This window comes from Agrobacterium sp. rho-8.1, assembly GCF_033957725.1.
Lineage (GTDB): Bacteria > Pseudomonadota > Alphaproteobacteria > Rhizobiales > Rhizobiaceae > Agrobacterium.
The window spans coordinates 2,915,415-2,934,273 of sequence record NZ_CP192788.1; the positions used below are offsets into that span (position 1 = coordinate 2,915,415).

Sequence of the window (18,859 nt, forward strand, 5' to 3'; positions counted from 1 at the left end):
CTAGCTGGTTTTGGCGCTTGTGGACTTTGGATATCGGGGCGGAATTTCTATAGTCACACGTCAGATTTAAAGTGATTCGCTGCCGCGCTATCTTGGTTTCAGAGGGCGCTGCGACAGATACATTTGGAAAGAGTGCTTATGACTGAAACGACGTCGAGCGAAAAAAACGCCGCCAGTGCAGCCTATGGAGCCGACTCGATCAAGGTCCTGAAAGGCCTTGATGCGGTGCGCAAACGCCCCGGCATGTATATTGGCGACACCGACGACGGTTCCGGTCTGCACCACATGGTTTACGAAGTCGTCGACAACGCCATCGATGAGGCTCTGGCTGGGCATGCCGATCTCGTAACGGTCACGCTGAACGCCGATGGTTCGGTGTCGGTAACGGATAACGGTCGCGGCATTCCAACCGATATTCACACCGGCGAGGGCGTCTCGGCGGCTGAAGTCATCATGACGCAGTTGCATGCGGGCGGAAAGTTCGACCAGAACTCGTACAAGGTATCAGGTGGTCTGCACGGCGTCGGTGTTTCCGTGGTGAACGCGCTGTCGGTCTGGCTAAAGCTGCGCATCCGCCGTAACGGAAAAATCCATGAGATCTCCTTCACGCATGGCGTCGCCGATGGCCCGCTGAAGATCGTGGGCGACTATGAGGGTCGCTCCGGCACGGAAGTGACATTCCTTGCCAGCACCGAAACCTTCACCATGACCGAATATACCTACGCGACGCTGGAACACCGGTTGCGCGAACTGGCCTTCCTGAATTCCGGTGTGCGTATCCTTTTGACCGACAAGCGCCATTCCGACATCAAGCAGGAAGAGATGCTGTATGATGGCGGTCTTGCAGCCTTCGTGCGGTATCTGGACAGAGCCAAGAAGCCCTTGGTCGACAAGCCGGTCTATATCATCGGCGAAAAAGATGGCATTACCGTTGAAGTCGCCATGTGGTGGAATGATACCTACCATGAAAACATGCTGTGCTTTACCAACAACATTCCCCAGCGCGATGGCGGCACGCATATGGCCGGTTTCCGTGGTGCGCTGACGCGCCAGGTGACGTCGTACGCCGATAGTTCCGGCATTACCAAGCGTGAAAAGGTTTCCCTCCAGGGTGAAGATTGCCGTGAAGGTTTGACGGCTGTTCTCTCCGTCAAGGTTCCCGACCCGAAATTCTCGTCGCAGACAAAAGACAAGCTGGTGTCCTCTGAAGTTCGACCCGTTGTCGAAAACCTCGTCAACGAAGCCTTGAGCACCTGGTTCGAAGAACACCCGACCGAAGCGAAGATTCTCGTCGGCAAAGTGGTAGAAGCGGCAATTGCCCGTGAAGCTGCCCGCAAGGCCCGTGAATTGACCCGCCGCAAGGGCGCGCTCGATATCTCGTCCTTGCCGGGTAAGCTGGCCGATTGCTCCGAGCGCGATCCAGCGAAGTCCGAAGTCTTCCTCGTGGAGGGCGACTCGGCCGGTGGTTCTGCAAAGCAGGGGCGTTCACGTGAAACACAGGCTATCCTGCCACTGCGCGGCAAAATCCTTAATGTGGAACGTGCGCGTTTCGACAAGATGTTGTCCAGCCAGGAGATCGGCACGCTCATCATGGCGCTTGGCACGTCCATCGGCAAGGACGAGTTCAACGCCGACAAGCTGCGTTATCACAAGATAATCATCATGACCGATGCTGACGTGGATGGTGCGCATATTCGCACGCTTCTGCTGACCTTCTTTTTCCGTCAGATGCCGGAACTGATTGAGCGCGGTCACCTCTATATTGCCCAGCCACCGCTCTATAAGGTCACGCGCGGTAAGTCCGTCCAGTATCTGAAAGACGAAAAGGCACTGGAAGACTATCTGATTTCCATGGGCATCGAAGAGGCATCGCTGACGGTGGGCTCCGGCGAAGTCCGCGTCGGCCAGGATTTGCGCGAGGTCATTCTGGACGCGGTTCGCATGCGCTCGCTGATCGACAATCTCCATTCACGCTACAGCCGTTCTATTGTCGAGCAGGCGGCCATCGCCGGTGCGCTGAACCCGGAACTGTCAGCAGATGCGAGCAAGGCTGAGGCAACGGTTGCTGAGGTTGCGCGTCGTCTCGACATGATTGCCGAAGAGACGGAGCGCGGCTGGACCGGTGAAGTTCTTGATGATGGTGGCCTGCGCTTTTGGCGCATGGTGCGTGGCGTCAAGGAAGTCTCGACGCTGGATATGGGCCTGATGGGGTCCGCCGACGCGCGACACATCGACCAGCTGGCCACCCGCATGGGCGACATCTACAAGACGCCGCCCGTTCTGCAGCGCAAGGACGGCACGATGACGATAGCAGGCCCGCGCTCGCTTCTCGATGCGATCTTTGCCGCCGGTCGCAAGGGACTGTCGATGCAGCGTTATAAGGGCCTTGGCGAAATGAATGCCGAACAGCTCTGGGAAACCACGCTCGACGCCAATGTACGTTCGCTGCTGCAGGTCAAGATTCCAGACGCGACAGATGCCGACAGCCTGTTTGCCCGCCTAATGGGAGACGAGGTCGAGCCCCGCCGCGACTTCATTCAGGAAAATGCGCTGAACGTCGCCAACCTCGATATCTAGTTTTCTAGTGGATCGTCGTCTCGGACGATTCACGTGAAACGCAATCTTAAGAAAAGGCCCGATGGACATGCTCCGTCGGGCCTTTTCGTTTCAATATGGCTCAGGTCAGAGTAGAGCCTTATTCCGGATTGCCGGTGAACTTGCCCTCGAAGGCCACATCGGAAAGTGGCATTCTGGTGCTGGGAATTTCCCGTTCCGCAAGCTCTGGCGGAAGGCTCGATTTATCGGCCATCGTACCGATAGCAACACCGGCCTCCACGACGAAGCCTTCGGGAATGCCGAGGGTCTCGACAATCTTGTCCTTGAAGATCCCCGCCATGCCATGGGCATGGTAGCCGAGCATATGCGACTGCATGGCAAGCGACAGCCAGGCGGCACCGGCATCAAAGGAGTGGGTCGTTGCGGGTTTCTTTTCTCCGTCACGCGAAATCGTATGGTCGCGGGATAGAACGAAAAGCAGAACCGCGGCGTTTTTCGCCCAGCGCTGATTGCCTTCCATCAGCAGGCTGACGAATGTCTCCCAGTTTTCGGTGCCGTTATGAGCAAAGACGAAACGCCAGGGCTGCTGATTGGACGAAGACGGTGCCCAATGCGCCGCGTCAAGAATGGTTAGCAGATGCTCCCTCGGCATTCCCTTTCCGTCGAACGCGCGTGGCGACCAGCGATCCAGAAATATCGGATCGACCGGGTACTCGGACTGGCGTGAATTGCTGTAAGTCATATCATCTCCTCGACAATGTTCGACGTTATGGTGGACGGGCGCTGACGTCGGGCGCTTGAGAAACGTCATACACCCCCAACGCGGAAAATGCGTCCTACAATCCGAAAAGCCATGCTTTTAGACACGGAAGAGGGGGGGTGACACGGGTAAATACATCGTTCATATATGCATGAACTTGTCAGGCAATGGGAGAAAATGTCATGAAATTGTTGCGTGTCGGCCAACCGGGTCAGGAAAAGCCAGCCATCCTCGATGCTGACGGAAAGGCGCGAGATTTGTCGGCGCATGTGAAAGACATTGCCGGTGAGGCCATTTCTCCTGAAGGCCTCAAAAAGATAGCAGCTCTCGATCTTTCCACCCTCCCGCTCCTTAGCGATGAGCGCATCGGCGCCTGCGTCTCCGGCACCGGAAAATTCATCTGCATCGGTCTCAACTTCTCCGACCACGCCGCCGAAACGGGCGCAAAAGTGCCATCGGAGCCGGTGATCTTCATGAAGGCCACATCTGCCATCGTCGGTCCTGACGACAACGTGGTCATCCCGCGTGGTTCGAATAAGACCGACTGGGAAGTCGAACTCGGCGTCGTCATCGGCAAGACGGCCAAATATGTTTCCGAGGCAGACGCGCTGGACTACGTTGCCGGCTATTGCGTGTCGCATGATGTGTCGGAACGAGCCTTCCAGTCCGAGCGTCAGGGGCAGTGGACGAAGGGAAAATCCTGCGACACTTTCGGTCCGGTCGGTCCATGGCTCGTAACCAAGGATGAAATCGATGACCCGCAAAATCTCGGAATGTGGCTTAAGGTCAATGGCGAGATGATGCAGAACGGTTCCAGCAAGACCATGGTCTATGGCGTGGCCCACGTCGTGTCCTACCTCAGCCAGTTCATGTCGCTGCATCCCGGTGATATCATCTCCACCGGCACACCGCCCGGCGTAGGCCTGGGAATGAAGCCGCAGCGGTTCCTGAAAGCAGGCGATGTTGTCGAGCTCGGCATCGAAGGGCTAGGGACGCAGAAGCAGACATTCGTGGCTGATATCTGAGCGGCATCTATCCTACGATCCGATACCTGTAAGCGCCGGCGGGAGACCGCTGGCGCTTTACGCATTTTGTGCATGTGCGAAAAGATGCTATCATGACAGAAAGGCGACGATAAACGACGGGAGGCGTTCATCCATGTTCTATCAGTTTTACGAAATGAACCACGCGGCCATGATGCCGCTGCGGGCCAGCGCCGATATGATGCGACAGGCCTTTAACAATCCCGTCAACCCCCTGTCCAATACGGCATTCGGACGAAGCCTCGACGCTGGTTTCGAGGTTTTCGAGCGCCTGACGCGTCGGTATGGCAAACCGCAGTTCGAAGTGCCGAGCACCGTTGTTGACGGGCAGTCCGTTGCGGTCAGCGAAGAGATCGTCTGGGCACAGCCATTCTGCAATCTGCTGCATTTCAAACGCGATCTGCCTGTCGGTCACGCTGCCGATCCCAAAGTCCTGCTGGTCGCACCCATGTCCGGTCACTATGCGACGCTGCTGCGCGGAACCGTCGAGGCACTGCTGCCGTCTGCCGACCTCTACATTACCGACTGGATCGACGCGCGCACCGTCGCCCTGGACGATGGCCGCTTCGATCTCGATGATTACATAGACTACCTGATCGACATGCTTCATCACCTTGGGCCAAGCGTGCATGTCGTTGCCGTCTGCCAACCTTCCGTCCCTGTCCTTGCTGCGGTTTCCTTGATGGAAGCGAATGACGACAAATGTGCGCCCGCCTCCATGACGCTGATGGGGGGGCCGATCGATACGCGGATCAATCCCACGGCGGTCAACGAGATGGCCAAGGGCAAGCCAATCGAGTGGTTCAGGGATAACGTCGTCATGCATGTGCCCTGGCCACAGCCAGGTTTCGGCCGCGCGGTCTATCCCGGTTTCCTGCAACTCACCGGCTTCATGTCGATGAACCTCGACAAACACATGACCGCACACAAGGATTTCTACATGAACCTTGTTAAGAACGATGGCGATTCCACGGAAAAGCATCGTGAGTTTTACGATGAATATCTTGCCGTTATGGACCTGACGGCCGAATTTTATCTTCAGACGGTCGAAACCGTGTTCATCGAACATGCCTTGCCCACGGGCAGCATGTTGCATCGGGGCAGGGCGGTGGAGCCGTCCTCGGTCCGGCGAACGGCGTTGTTCACCGTCGAGGGCGAAAACGACGATATTTCCGGCGTGGGCCAGACAAAGGCTGCCCATGACCTCTGCGTGAACATTCCAGCCGACAAGCGTGAGCACTACTTACAGCCGGATGTCGGGCATTACGGCGTCTTCAACGGTTCGCGCTTCCGCCGCGATATCGTGCCGCGCATGCTGGATTTCATCCGCAAACATGAGACTGCGGCATAACGTTGACCCAATAGCTTTTTACGGCGCGAATCGCTATGAAAGGCAATGTTTTCGCTTCTCCGAAAGTCCCCGAAATCCACCTCGCCAGTCAAGGCTGCACCATCTCAGCGCATGGTGGATGTCGGTGGCCGCAGCCTGCCCATCACGATCAAGGAAAATCAGCGCGCGACCCGCATCACGCTTCGCATAGAGCCGGGTGGCAAGGCGCTGAAAATGACGATACCTTACGGTCTCCACCACCGCGACGTGGATGACTTTCTGGATCGTCACAATGGCTGGCTGAAAACCCGTCTGTCGAAGTTCTCCGACGATGGACGCGTTGAGAACGGCGGTATGATTACCATTCGCGGTGTGCCGCATCGCATTGAACATACCGGCACATTGCGTGGCGTCACGCATATCGTCAAACATGCAGAAGGAGAGCCGGTGCTGAAGGTCAGCGGTCTGCCAGAACATCTCGGTCGACGCATCGCAACATTTTTGAAGAAAGAGGCGAGGGCCGATCTGGAGAGGCTGGTCGCCCTCCATGCCAAAGCTGTCGGTAAACCGGCGCGCTCGATTTCCATGAAGGACACCCGCAGCCGCTGGGGCTCGTGCTCTCATGAAGGCAATTTGAGTTTCTCGTGGCGTATCGTCATGGCGCCGGACAGTGTCATCGACTATCTCGCCGCCCATGAGGTCGCCCATTTGCGGGAAATGAACCACGGCCCGAAATTCTGGGCTTTGTGCGAAAAACTCTGCCCCGCAACGGAAACCTCCAAGGCATGGTTAAAGCGCAACGGTTCGCAACTGCACGCCATCGATTTCGAGTAGTGCGTTTCGAAACCGGTTTGGATTCACGTGAAACATTTGTCTCTATAAGACTTCTCTTCGATTTGCCTCGACTCCACCGTTATTTCATGGCACCTCCGAAGCCATGAAACCGGATATCAAGATTTGCGGATTGAAGTCGGCTGAGGCCATCGAGCGCGCCGTGCGACGCGGTGCGAGCCATATCGGCTTCATCTTCTTTGAAAAAAGCCCGCGCAATATAGAGCCTGATATTGCCGGTCATTTGGCGGATGCAGTCCGCGGCAGCGTCAAGATCGTCGCCGTCACGGTGGATGCCGACAATGACGATCTGGACGAAATCATCCATCTCTTGAAGCCTGATATGCTGCAGCTGCACGGGCATGAGACACCAGAGAGGGTTCTTAGCGTCAAAGCTCTCTACGGATTGCCTGTCATAAAGGCATTTTCCATCCGCGACGCCGCTGATCTTGCCAAAATTGATCCCTATATAGGAATAGCAGACAAGTTCCTGTTCGATGCCAAGCCACCGGTGGGTTCCGATCTTCCGGGCGGTAACGGCGTTTCCTTCGACTGGACCTTGCTGCGTACTCTTGACGAGAGTGTGGATTACATGCTTTCCGGGGGATTGAACAAAGACAATGTTGCCGAGGCCTTGGACGAAACCGGCGCTTTGGGAATAGATACATCTTCCGGTGTGGAAAGCGCACCGGGCGTCAAGGATTTGGCCATGATCGACGCATTTTTCGATGCGGTACGATCGGCAAGGTCGTAGGGAGTTTGAGAGTGAACGAAACGGTGAAACCCAACTCTTTCCGCGCCGGTCCCGATGAGGACGGTCGCTTCGGTATCTACGGAGGCCGCTTCGTTGCCGAAACGCTGATGCCGCTGATCCTCGACCTTCAGGCCGAGTGGAACAAGGCCAAGACCGATCCGGAGTTCCAGGCGGAGCTTTCCCATCTTAACACCCATTACACCGGCCGTCCGAGCCCACTCTATTTTGCGGAACGTTTGACGCAGGAGTTGGGTGGCGCAAAAATCTACTTCAAGCGTGATGAACTGAACCATACCGGCTCGCACAAGATCAACAATTGCCTCGGCCAGATCCTGCTTGCCAAGCGCATGGGCAAGACCCGCATCATCGCTGAAACCGGCGCAGGCCAGCATGGCGTTGCCTCGGCAACCGTTGCCGCCCGTTTCGGGATTCCTTGCGTCGTGTACATGGGCGCGACGGATGTGGAACGCCAGGCGCCGAACGTTTTTCGCATGAAGTTGCTGGGCGCCGAGGTCATTCCGGTGACATCAGGTCACGGCACGCTGAAAGATGCCATGAACGAAGCGCTGCGGGATTGGGTCACCAATGTCGATGACACCTACTACATGATCGGCACCGCCGCCGGTCCGCATCCATACCCAGAAATGGTTCGCGATTTCCAGTCGATTATCGGTCGTGAAACGCGCGAGCAGATGATGAAGGCTGAGGGGCGTCTGCCCGATATGCTGATCGCGGCTGTTGGCGGCGGCTCAAACGCCATCGGCCTGTTCCACCCGTTTCTGGATGATTCGAGTGTCAGAATCATTGGCGTCGAAGCGGGCGGCAAGGGTCTTGAAGGCGAAGAGCATTGCGCATCATTGACGGCAGGTTCGCCCGGCGTGCTGCATGGCAACCGCACCTATCTGCTGCAGGACGGTGACGGCCAGATCAAGGAAGGTCATTCGATCTCCGCTGGTCTCGATTATCCCGGCATCGGCCCAGAGCATTCATGGCTGAAAGATACGGGCCGCGTCGAATATGTGCCGATCAAGGACACCGAAGCTCTGGAAGCATTCCAGTTGCTGACACGCACCGAAGGCATCATTCCAGCGCTTGAACCGGCCCATGCACTTGCGGAAGTCGTCAAGCGCGCGCCCAAGATGGACAAGGATCAGATCATCGTCATGAACCTGTGCGGCCGTGGCGACAAGGACATCTTCACCGTAGCGAAACTTCTGGAAATGGGTGCGTAATCATGACTGCACGTATGGACAAGCGCTTTGCTGATCTGCGCGCTGAAAACCGCCCCGCTCTGATCACCTATTTCATGGGTGGCGACCCGGATTTCGATACGTCGCTCGGGATCATGAAATCGCTGCCGGAAGCCGGTGCCGACGTGATCGAACTCGGGATGCCGTTTTCCGACCCTATGGCGGATGGCCCGGCCATTCAGATGGCAGCGCAGCGTGCCTTGAAGGGTGGACAGACGTTGAAGACGACGCTGTCTCTTTCGCGCGAATTCCGCAAGGGTGACAACGATACCCCGATCGTCCTGATGGGCTACTACAACCCCATCTATATCTATGGTGTCGAAAAGTTTCTCGATGATGCGATCGAAGCCGGTATCGACGGTTTGATCGTCGTCGATCTGCCGCCCGAGATGGATGACGAACTTTGCGTACCCGCGCTTGCCCGTGGCATCAATTTCATCCGTCTCGCAACGCCCACCACGGATGATAAGCGTCTGCCTGCGGTTCTCAAAAATACCTCGGGCTTCGTTTATTACGTCTCGATGAACGGCATCACCGGTTCGGCCCTGCCAGATCCCTCGACCATTTCGAGTGCGGTCGGTCGCATCAAGTCACACACCGGACTTCCGGTCTGCGTCGGCTTTGGCGTGAAGACAGCCGATCATGCCCGCGCAATCGGTGCTGTGGCCGATGGCGTCGTGGTGGGTTCGGTGATCGTCAATCAGATTGCCGGAAGCCTGACCAAGGACGGTCGGGCGACCAATGATACTGTTCCTTCTGTCACAACGCTGGTAAAGGGACTTTCAACAGGTGTGCGTGCATCACGCCTTGCGGCTGCCGAATAACCCTATCGGTCCAGCGCAGATAGTCAGGAGTATTAGACGTGAATTGGATCACCAACTACGTACGGCCTCGGATCAACTCCATGCTTGGCCGCCGCGAGACGCCGGAAAATCTTTGGATCAAATGCCCCGAAACGGGTGAGATGGTTTTTCACAAGGACCTGGAAGAAAACAAGTGGGTCATACCCGCTTCCGGCTTTCACATGAAGATGCCAGCCAAGGCACGGCTTGAGGATCTTTTCGACGGCGGCGTCTATGAAGCGCTGGTTCAGCCGAAGGTCGCCCAAGACCCGCTGAAATTCCGCGATTCCAAGAAATATGCGGACCGTCTGCGCGACAGCCGTGTGAAGACCGAGCAGGAAGACACGATCCTGGCTGGCGTCGGCAAGCTCAAGGGCTTGAAGATCGTCGCCATCGTGCACGAGTTCCAGTTTATGGGTGGTTCGCTTGGCATTGCTGCTGGTGAAGCCATCGTCAAAGCTTTCGAGCGCGCCATTTCCGAGCGTTGCCCGGTGGTCATGTTCCCGGCCTCCGGTGGCGCGCGCATGCAGGAAGGCATTCTCTCTTTGATGCAGCTGCCACGCACCACTGTCGTGGTCAACATGCTCAAGGAAGCGGGCATGCCTTACATCGTCGTGCTCACCAACCCGACCACAGGTGGTGTCACCGCTTCCTACGCTATGCTGGGTGACGTCCACATTGCCGAACCCGGTGCTGAAATCTGCTTTGCCGGCAAGCGCGTAATCGAGCAGACAATCCGCGAAAAACTGCCTGAAGGCTTCCAGACATCGGAATATCTGCTGGATCACGGCATGGTCGATATGGTCGTGGATCGGCGCGAAATTGTCGATACGCTCGCAAGCCTGTTGAAGATCATGACGAAGGCGCCAGCCGAGACGTCGAGCGAAGTCCTGCCCCTGGCAGCTTCGGCCTGACGCCAGTCGCTGGGCTCCGGAGGAGCCGATGACGGATATGACGACGCCCGCCCAGAGCGAGGCAGAGCGGATCATCGAGAAGCTTTTGGGGTTACACCCCAAAGGCTTCGATTTGTCGCTCGACAGGATCACCATTCTCCTGGAAAAGCTCGGCAATCCTCACAAGAGATTGCCGCCGGTCATTCATGTCGCTGGCACCAACGGCAAAGGCTCTTTGACAGCCTTCAGCCGTGCGCTTCTCGAAGCCGCAGGCCTTGCCGTTCACGTCCACACCTCTCCGCATCTGGTCAATTGGTACGAGCGCTACCGCCTCGGTCGCCGTGGTGAAAAGGGACGCTATGTCGAGGACGCGGTTCTGGCAGACGCGCTCGAGCGTGTCGCCAAGGCCAATGACGGCCAGATGATCACCGTCTTTGAAATCCTCACAGCCGTGACTTTCGTTCTTTTTGCCGAACAGCCTGCCGATGCTGCGATCATCGAAGTCGGTCTAGGCGGTCGTTTCGATGCGACCAATGTGATCGCCAGTCCCGCCGTCTCGGTGGTCATGCCGATCTCGCTCGATCATCAGGCCTATCTCGGTGACAGTGTCGAACTGATCGCAGCTGAAAAAGCCGGGATCATGAAAACGGGATCACCCGTCGTCATCGGTCACCAGGAATATGATGCAGCGCTCGATGTTCTGGTCCAGACGGCGGAACGATTGAAATGTCCAACCGCGGTCTATGGGCAGGATTATTCCGCCCACGAGGAGTTTGGGCGCATGGTCTATCAGGATGAATTCAGCCTGGTGGATGCCACGCTGCCACGTCTTCCCGGCCGACACCAGCTTGCAAACGCCGCTGCCGCCATCCGCGCCGTCAAGGCTGCGGGTTTCGAGATATCGGACAAGATGATCGAAATGGCGATGGCGACGGTCGAGTGGCCGGGCCGCCTGCAACGCATCAAAACCGGGCATATTGTCGATCTTGCGCCTTTTGGCTCTGAAATATGGATCGATGGTGGTCACAACCCCGGTGCTGGCGAGGTGATTGCAGAGGCCATGGCCGGTTTTGAGGAGAAGCAGGCCCGCCCGCTGTTTCTCATCGCGGGCATGATCAACACCAAGGATCAGGTCGGCTATTTCAAGGCCTTCGCCGATATCGCCCAATATGTGTTTACGGTGCCGATCCACGGGACGGATGCTGCAATCGATCCGGTGGTGCTGGCCCATGCGGTCTTCGACGCCGGGCTGGTGGCAGCCCCGACATCATCCATTGAAGAAGCGCTGGAAGAGTTGTCGAAGCGACTTTTGCCCGGACAACCTGCGCCACGCATATTGATTGGTGGTTCGCTATATCTGGCGGGTAATGCGCTGGCTTTGAACGGCACAGTGCCGAAGTAGCCCATCAAAAGAAAAAGCCCCGGATCGCTCCGAGGCTTTTCGTTCTTCTCTGCGTACCAGATCAAGCGGCGCTGGAAATCCAGGCTGCGAGCGCTGTCTTCGGCGCTGCACCAACCTTGATGTCTGCGACTTCGCCACCCTTGAACATGGCCAGCGTCGGGATCGAGCGGACACCGAACTGTGCTGCCAGTTCCGGGTTCTCATCGATGTTGAGCTTGACGACCTTCACCTTACCTGCAAGCTCGGTGGCGATTTCTTCGAGGCTCGGGGCAATCATCTTGCACGGTCCGCACCATTCAGCCCAGAAATCAACGACGACGGGTTCGGCAGAATCAAGAACTTCGGCCTGGAAATTGGACGTATCGACTTTCACGGTAGCCATGGATGGCTCTCCTTTCGGTGTCTCTTGGTTGATTAGAATGTGATGCCGGTGGCAGGCTTTTTCAATGTCCGGTATCTCACTTTGTCTCGATTGCAGCAAGGGCAGCGGACAGCGCATCGTCACTCAGCGTCACGAATGAGGCGTTTTCAGTGTAGACCAGCGCGCATATAAAGATCTTATCGGGATAAAGCGGCTCCAGAATGCTTTTGTAGATGGCAAGCTGGGCTCTATGCGCGAGAGGTATGTCGGCGTCCTTGACGGGCGGTACGCGGTTGGTCTTGTAGTCGACCAGAATAACTCTGTCTTCTTCTACCGCCAGCCTGTCGATGCGGCCGGATACGGCAAAGTCCTTATTGCCAAGGCGCAGGGTTCCCATGATCGAGATTTCCGCACGACTGTTGGCAGAGAAAGCGGACTGAAGCGCAGGCTCCGACAGCACAGCCAGCGTCGAGCGAATGAGCTTTTCACGCTCGTTGTCGGGCCAGAAGCGTGCTGCGCGTTCCGCGTAACGGCGAGCCGCTTCTTCGCGCTGGCCGATCGGATATTCCGGCAAGGTTTGAAGCATGCGGTGCACCAGGCGTCCCCGTTGCAGGGCAAGACCGGATGACACTTCCTGCTTGGCAAAAAGCGGAGATGTAACGAGCAAATCTTCCGAACCGTCATCGATGATGGTTCCGGCACCGGACGGGCTAAGCGGGCGCGGCAGGATGGGTGGCGGCGGCAAGGGTTGCATCAGCGATGGTGGCAACACCTCTCGCACCGGAGCGGGAGGAGGCTCGGTCTGGGTAATGGCTTTTGCGTCTCGCGGGGTGGAATGCCACAAAAGACCGTCCCATTCCTCGCTGCCTGCGGAAAACGCTTGCCGTTTGCAGCGGTTTTCATCTGCTGCCAGCGAGCGCGCAATCATCGCATGCCAGCAGTCCAGGTTCTCCCGGGGGCCGCGATAACCGCAAACGATCAGATGATCGGCGGCGCGTGTCATCGCCACATACAGAAGGCGGCGATATTCCTGCTCGGCTGAAAGCTTGAGGCGGTCTTCATCCTTGGACACCAGCGCATTGTCAAAGCCCTTGCCGGGCAGCCAGATGGGCAGCCAGATGGGCAGCGATACCTTGTCGGTCTCGATAAAGCGCAATTTCGGCAGGTGACTGTGAATGAAGGCTTTGGAGCCGCCATCGACCAGAAAAACAACCGGCGCTTCGAGACCCTTGGAAGCGTGTACGGTCATGATGCGGACTTCGCCGCGCTCCTTGTCCTGCTCGCGCTTGATCTCAGGCGCGTCGGTTTCCATCACCGAAATGAAGGATTGCAGGCCGGGAAGGCCGGTCTTTTCATGGTCGAGTGCAAACGACAGAAATTCGTCCATGACGTCGCTCGCTTCGTTGCCAAGACGCCCGAGAAACTTGGCACGGCCTTCATGCAAGGTGAGCACGGCGGCGAAGAAGTCATGGATCGTCTGCGTTTTCGACAGGATGAGAAAACGCGACAGCAGCGCCACGGAGGCTGCGAAATGACGGCCTTCTTCCAGAACCGAGACCGTCTTCAGATACTGCCAGACACTCGTATCAGGCGGACGTTTGGCGGCGATGTCGAAGACGTCGTCTTCGGAATGGTTGAACAGCGGGCTTTTCAGCAGTGCCGCCAGGGAAAGGTCGTCTTCCGGCAAGAGTACGAAGCGGGCCAGCGCCAGCAGATCCTGAATGGCAATATGGTCGGTCAGGCGCAAGCGATCGGCACCGGCGACGGGAATGTTCTTGCGCTGTTTCAACTCGCGTGTCAGCGCATTGACGAAGGCATGGCGCTTGCGAACCAGAACGAGAATGTCGCCCGCCTCGATGGTGCGTTCCACGCCTTTTTCGACCACGGTTTCCTTACCGATCATCTCGGCAATGCGCGCAGCGATGCGGCGCGCAACGATGGCGGGTGGCGCGCTTTCTCGCAGCGCATCGAAGGGGGCGGTCCAGTCTTCCTCGTTTTCCACCGGCTCTGCGGCAATCATATCCCAAAGCTCGACGGTGCCGGCTTGGCCTTGGCGGTTGGAGCGATGTTCGACGGGTTCCTTCTCGGCGCTCAGACCCTCGGCATGCTCTGGCAGGGAAAAGACCTGATCGACGGCGGCGAGAACATCGTCCGTAGAACGAAATGAAAGGGGCAGGCGCACGGAATGGAATGTTTGTTCTACCGCCGTGACGCGCCGTTGTGTTTCCCGGCTTTCCTGCGAAAAGCGCTCGGGTCGCGCGCCCTGAAACGAATAGATCGACTGTTTCTCGTCACCCACGGCAAACACCGTGCGCTGGCCCATGCGCGCCGTCTCACCATGGAAGAAATCGGCAGCCAGCGACTGAATGATCGACCATTGCACCGGGCTCGTGTCCTGCGCCTCATCGACCAGAATGTGATCGATACCCTGATCCAGCTTGTAATGTACCCAGGCACCCGCCGTATCGCGGTTGAGCAGGGTGGCTGCACGTTCGATCAGATCTTCGAAATCCAGCTGACTGCGCTGCTTCTTCAGATCCTCGAAATCACCGATCAGCCGTTCGGCCAGTGTCAGCGCATGTCTGGTCGCCTCCAGCATGCGGATCGTGCGGTAGCGATCCCGGCAGGCCACCACATGGGCGCGCGCTGCTATCAGATCGTCCAGCAGATCAGGCGCTGATTTTTGCATGGCCTTGTTGATGACGTAAGCATCGGATTTGGGCGCGCCTTGCGAGGTCAAAAGCGCTGCCTCGATGAACTCGACCCGTTTGAAAACATCGGTTGCGCGGGCGGCTTCGCGAAGGGCATAGGCGACATCGATGACGCGGGACCCGCCGATTTCGTCCGCGAGGGTCAGGTAGGTGTCCATCGACAGGCCGGAAAGGCCGGGCAGGGGCCAATAGGCCGCCGCTGCCGTTTCTTCCGTCTCTCGCGCGCCAATGCCTGCGCGCATACGAAGTGTTGTATCGATGCCGCCGTTTTTGCGTGCCTGTTCGAGAAAACCGCTGATCGCATTGCGGTTGGAAACGATGGCGCCGAGCAGAGCTTCCAGCCCGGTTTCGTCGGCGATATCGAGCACATAGGCCAGCGCCTGCGCGAGCGGCTGATCCTCTTCCATGGACACGGCGGTCAGAAGGGTGCGGCGTGCTTCTGCCAGAAGGGTGGCCGCTGCCCGGTCATCCAGAACCGAGAAATGCCCCGCGACATTGGCTTCCAGGGGGAACTGGTGCAGCAGCGCTTCGCAGAAGGCGTGAATGGTCTGAATTTTCAGGCCACCCGGTGTTTCCAGCGCCTTTGCAAACAGTCGCCGCGCTTCTTTCAGCTTGATGAGATCAGGCACGCGGCCTTCGATGGCAGTGATGCGATTGCTCAAGTCGGCATTGGACAGCGTGGCCCAATCGGCGAGACGGTCGAAGACACGGCTCGACATTTCCGATGCCGCCGCCTTGGTATAGGTCAGGCAGAGAATGGCGGATGGGCGGCAACCGGCCAGAAGCAGGCGAATGACCCGCTGCGTCAGAACGTGGGTCTTGCCGGAACCGGCATTGGCCGACACCCATGCGGAGCTGGTGGGGTCCGAAGCGCGGGTCTGTTGCGCGCTGGTCCAGTCGATCCAGCTTTTCGGATCGTCCTGGCCGGGGCCGTGGTCGATTGTTTCATTCAGCATCGCCATCTCCCGGTTCTGCGGTCGACCATTCAGAGACGCGGGCAAGGTGATCGTACTCGCCGCCATAGGCCTGCTGCTCTTCAGGGATCAGCCGCGAGACGAAGCCGTTTTTGCCTTCGCGCAGCGAAATGACGAAGTTGGCGAGCTGGTCGATGGAATCAGTTGCCAGCTCTACCGCCGATTTCGGCGTGGTTTTGGCCGTTGCCTTGGCGTGTTCGTTGTTGATCGTATCGGTGTCGAAACGCTGACCGGGCCGCAGGCGCACATAGATCAGATCTTCCGGTGTCGGAGAGCCAGCATCCCGGAAGGCACCGCGCATCAGGGCAGCGGCCTCCAGCGCCAATTGCGGGTCTAGCAGCGAGCGTGCCTGTTTGACGGACGGCGAAAGCCCGGTCTTGTAATCGATGATATCGGCCTTGCCAGATGTCTTGATGTCGATCCGGTCGGCAACGCCGGTCAGGCGAATGCCCGCTTCCGGAATTTCCTGTCCCGCCCTTGCTTCGATGTGGCTGCGTTTGACCAGTGCACGACGGTCTTTTTCCCATAGAAGAAACTCTCGCGCCACCGCCTCGAAGCGGGGTCGCCAGACAACATCGATATGCGGCGGTAGGTTTTCCGCATCGAAACAGGCATGCAGCACACGAAACATGGCCTCTTCGGCAGCAGGCGTGCCAGGGACATGCTCTTCACGGGAGTAATGTTCCATGATGCGGTGGTAGAGTGTGCCGCGATCGGCAGCACCCGGATCGCGATTGAACTCATCCAGCGGATCGAGTTTGAGAATGCGTCGCGCATAGATGGAATAGGGGTCGCGCCGCAGTCTGCCGACTTCGCTGAAGGAATAGGATTTTGGCTGTAGATCGGCAGGCGGTGTCGGGGACGGGCGCTTGGCGGATGGCTGGCTTTCGCCTTCATCCAGCATGGTGGCCCAATGGCGGTAAACGGTGCCACGCGCCTTCAATGTTTCGGCAAACTCTTCGCCGCCCAGCGCCAGAAGCCGTTGCAGCCAGCGCGACGCAACGGCCGGCGTGGAACCTTGTCGCAAAGCACGGCTATAAAAAATCTGCCGTGTGCCATTTGCCATCTCGAAATCATGCGCCAGCTGACCGATGCGGCGCTCCGGCGGCTCTAGACCGATGGCAGTTTTCATGTTGCGCGACAGGAACGGATTATTGGCCGTCTGGCCCGGCCATATGCCTTCGTTCAAACCGCCGATGATGACGGTATCGACGCTTTGAAGACGCGCCTCCAGTGCACCGAAAATAAAGACGCGCGGATGGCGCATGGCGCGTGGCTTGATCGATTCCCCGGCAATCAAGGCCGTCATGATGTCGATCCATTGCGGCCCGTCAGCCTCTAGAACGCTGCCGCAGTCCATGAGTTCGGCCAAAAGACCGGACAGTTTCTCCCCCGCCTCGTGGGACCAGAGATTTGCCAGATCGCCCTTCTCATCGATGCAGATCGCTTCGATCACCCGGCCCGTGCGCTCGGCCCAGTCGGCGAGCGTCAAACGTGCGGTTAGCCGGCCACTGACAGGGTCTTTACGCACGAAAGCAGCATCCAGCGGATTGATGGCTGTCCTGATGCGACCTGCCAGATCGGCTGCGGCAAGGTCGGTGCCCTCGGCCAGCGACTTGCGCCATTGCGGCGGATGCCGGTCATCGATGTGAAGAGAGAGCTGCCGTTGCAGCAGGGCTTCCAGCGTGTCGAGCGTCGTTTCCGTTCGCCCGCCGCGAAGGGCAAGAAGTTCGAGACCGGCGACGGCTTGACCGACCGCCACGTCGCCAAGGCCGAAGCGTGTCAAGGGATGTTTCAGCAGGGACATGACCGCAACGGGGTCGCCGGGGCGCAAAATCGTCTCGAGTGCCAGCATCACAACGCCCGCCTGCGGCGTGGCAGAGAGCGGCGTACCGGCGGAATCGTCGGCTTCGATGCCGAAGCGGGCAAGCTCGGTTGCGACGCGGCGCGCCAGGCCACGGTCCGGCGTGATCAGCGCGGCCTGCGATTGGCCACCGCCTATGCCCGGTTTTTCGAGCGCAAGGCGCAGGGCAATGGCGATGGACGTTGCCTCTTCGCGCTCATTGGCTGCTTCGATGATGGATGCCGATGCGAAGGCGTCATCGAAAAAGGCCTCGCTTTTTTCCGAGCGCCACTCATTCCATTCGCTGGTGGCCTTGGCGGGTGCAAGGGCTGTGGAAAAGATCGCGGCGCGGTTTTGCAGATCGGCATCCAATGCCCCTATCTGCACGACCTCATTGCGCAACACGCCCAGCTTTTTGAGGAGAACGAACAGGCCATATTGCGAATGCGTACGACTGGACGGGTCGTCGGGGCTCTCGTTGATGGTCTGCCACTGTTCCTCCGGCATTTCGACATCCAGACCGGGCAGAACGACGGTGCCCTGCGGCAGGGATGCGACCGATGCAATCAGGTCCGCAGCAGCGGGAATGGAGCCAGTGGAACCGGCAACGATAATCGGGTCATCGGAGCCGATCTTTGTGAGGCGCTCGGCTTCCGCCCGCAAGATGGCGTTGCGGTGTCGGCCAGCCGACGACTTATTGAGCTCTTCCAGCCGCGATGGCCAGAAAACGCTGGCGATCTTCAGGAAGTCTGCGGTCAGTTGCCACCATTGGGCATGGTCGGCGGTGTCGAGGCTGGAGAGCGCATCCCAATCCCGATCTTCGGTGTCCATGTCATCGATGACTTCGCCCAGCGAGCGCGCAAGCCAGATGGCATCGGCTGGGCTTGCGGGGGCAACCAGCGGCGAATCGGAATGCACGGCGCGGATCGCATCGGGTAGACTGTTGCGCCAGGCGAGGATGAGACGGGCCAGCTCGACCAGCCGTGCGGTGCTGGAAATCGGCGGTGCGAGATCGATGGTGGCAGGCGTCTCGACGTCGAAGAAGCCGCTATCTTCGTCGGTTTCGCCAAGGGGCCGGATAATCGGCAGAATGGCGGATTGCCCGCCCAGCAGATCCACGAATTCGGAGCGCAGCACGCGGGCGGAACGGCGGGTCGGGACATAGATGGTGACCTTGGCCAGCGACAGCGGATCGGCGGCATTATAACGAAAGCCTGATGTCAGACTGCCATCACACAGGCCCGCCGCCAGTGTTCTGAGAAACGGCGTTCCGGGAGCGATGGTTAGAATACGCTTGGCATGCGCCAAT

The 18,859-nt window shown here is 58.3% G+C and carries 13 protein-coding genes; 9 read left to right on the forward strand and 4 right to left on the reverse strand.

The genetic code is table 11. From position 1 onward, the window contains the following. The first annotated feature begins 138 nt into the window (after positions 1-138). Positions 139-2,577, forward strand: coding sequence for a DNA topoisomerase (ATP-hydrolyzing) subunit B (gene gyrB / locus RMR21_RS14210; RefSeq protein WP_498668620.1), 2,439 nt, complete (start codon positions 139-141; stop codon positions 2,575-2,577). 118 nt (positions 2,578-2,695) lie between these two features. Here gyrB and RMR21_RS14215 read toward each other — a convergent pair whose 3' ends face one another. Continuing rightward, positions 2,696-3,298 carry a nitroreductase family protein gene (locus RMR21_RS14215; RefSeq protein WP_498668621.1) on the reverse strand — a complete coding sequence of 201 codons (603 nt, stop codon included), beginning with the start codon at positions 3,296-3,298 and terminating at the stop codon, positions 2,696-2,698. 200 nt (positions 3,299-3,498) lie between these two features. On the opposite strand from RMR21_RS14215, the gene RMR21_RS14220 reads away from it, so the two are divergent. From RMR21_RS14220 to RMR21_RS14255, 8 genes are all read left to right on the forward strand, one after another. Continuing rightward, positions 3,499-4,341, forward strand: a complete 843-nt coding sequence (locus RMR21_RS14220) for a fumarylacetoacetate hydrolase family protein (RefSeq protein ID WP_498668622.1) — start codon at positions 3,499-3,501, stop codon at positions 4,339-4,341. 133 nt (positions 4,342-4,474) lie between these two features. Next, positions 4,475-5,710: a polyhydroxyalkanoate depolymerase gene (locus RMR21_RS14225; RefSeq protein WP_498668623.1), complete on the forward strand. Its 1,236-nt coding sequence runs from the start codon at positions 4,475-4,477 to the stop codon at positions 5,708-5,710. Positions 5,711-5,755: 45 nt separating this feature from the next. Continuing rightward, entirely contained in the window at positions 5,756-6,523 is a 768-nt protein-coding gene (locus RMR21_RS14230) for a M48 family metallopeptidase (protein WP_498668624.1), read from the forward strand. A gap of 103 nt (positions 6,524-6,626) precedes the next feature. Further along, positions 6,627-7,274 (forward strand): phosphoribosylanthranilate isomerase, encoded by a 648-nt coding sequence (locus RMR21_RS14235; protein ID WP_498668625.1) that lies wholly within the window; start codon positions 6,627-6,629, stop codon positions 7,272-7,274. Between the two features lie 11 nt (positions 7,275-7,285). Continuing rightward, positions 7,286-8,506: a tryptophan synthase subunit beta gene (gene trpB, locus RMR21_RS14240; protein ID WP_498668626.1), complete on the forward strand. Its 1,221-nt coding sequence runs from the start codon at positions 7,286-7,288 to the stop codon at positions 8,504-8,506. A 2-nt stretch (positions 8,507-8,508) separates the two neighbouring features. Beyond that, the gene (gene trpA, locus RMR21_RS14245) at positions 8,509-9,348 is read left to right on the forward strand and encodes a tryptophan synthase subunit alpha (RefSeq protein WP_498668628.1); all 840 of its coding nucleotides are present in this window, start codon (positions 8,509-8,511) and stop codon (positions 9,346-9,348) included. A gap of 38 nt (positions 9,349-9,386) precedes the next feature. Continuing rightward, positions 9,387-10,280, forward strand: a complete 894-nt coding sequence (gene accD / locus RMR21_RS14250; protein ID WP_498668629.1) for an acetyl-CoA carboxylase, carboxyltransferase subunit beta — start codon at positions 9,387-9,389, stop codon at positions 10,278-10,280. 37 nt (positions 10,281-10,317) lie between these two features. Further along, positions 10,318-11,661 carry a bifunctional folylpolyglutamate synthase/dihydrofolate synthase gene (locus tag RMR21_RS14255; RefSeq protein WP_498670179.1) on the forward strand — a complete coding sequence of 448 codons (1,344 nt, stop codon included), beginning with the start codon at positions 10,318-10,320 and terminating at the stop codon, positions 11,659-11,661. A 61-nt stretch (positions 11,662-11,722) separates the two neighbouring features. Here RMR21_RS14255 and trxA read toward each other — a convergent pair whose 3' ends face one another. The 3 genes from trxA to addB form a co-directional block, all read right to left on the reverse strand. Further along, positions 11,723-12,043, reverse strand: coding sequence for a thioredoxin (gene trxA / locus RMR21_RS14260; RefSeq protein WP_498668630.1), 321 nt, complete (start codon positions 12,041-12,043; stop codon positions 11,723-11,725). A gap of 76 nt (positions 12,044-12,119) precedes the next feature. After that, a complete protein-coding gene (gene addA, locus RMR21_RS14265) occupies positions 12,120-15,689 on the reverse strand; it encodes a double-strand break repair helicase AddA (protein WP_498668631.1) in 3,570 nt (1,189 codons plus the stop codon). Beyond that, positions 15,679-18,858, reverse strand: a complete 3,180-nt coding sequence (gene addB / locus RMR21_RS14270; protein WP_498668632.1) for a double-strand break repair protein AddB — start codon at positions 18,856-18,858, stop codon at positions 15,679-15,681. Before addB ends, addA begins: the two co-directional genes overlap by 11 nt. Between the last annotated feature and the right edge of the window lies 1 nt (position 18,859).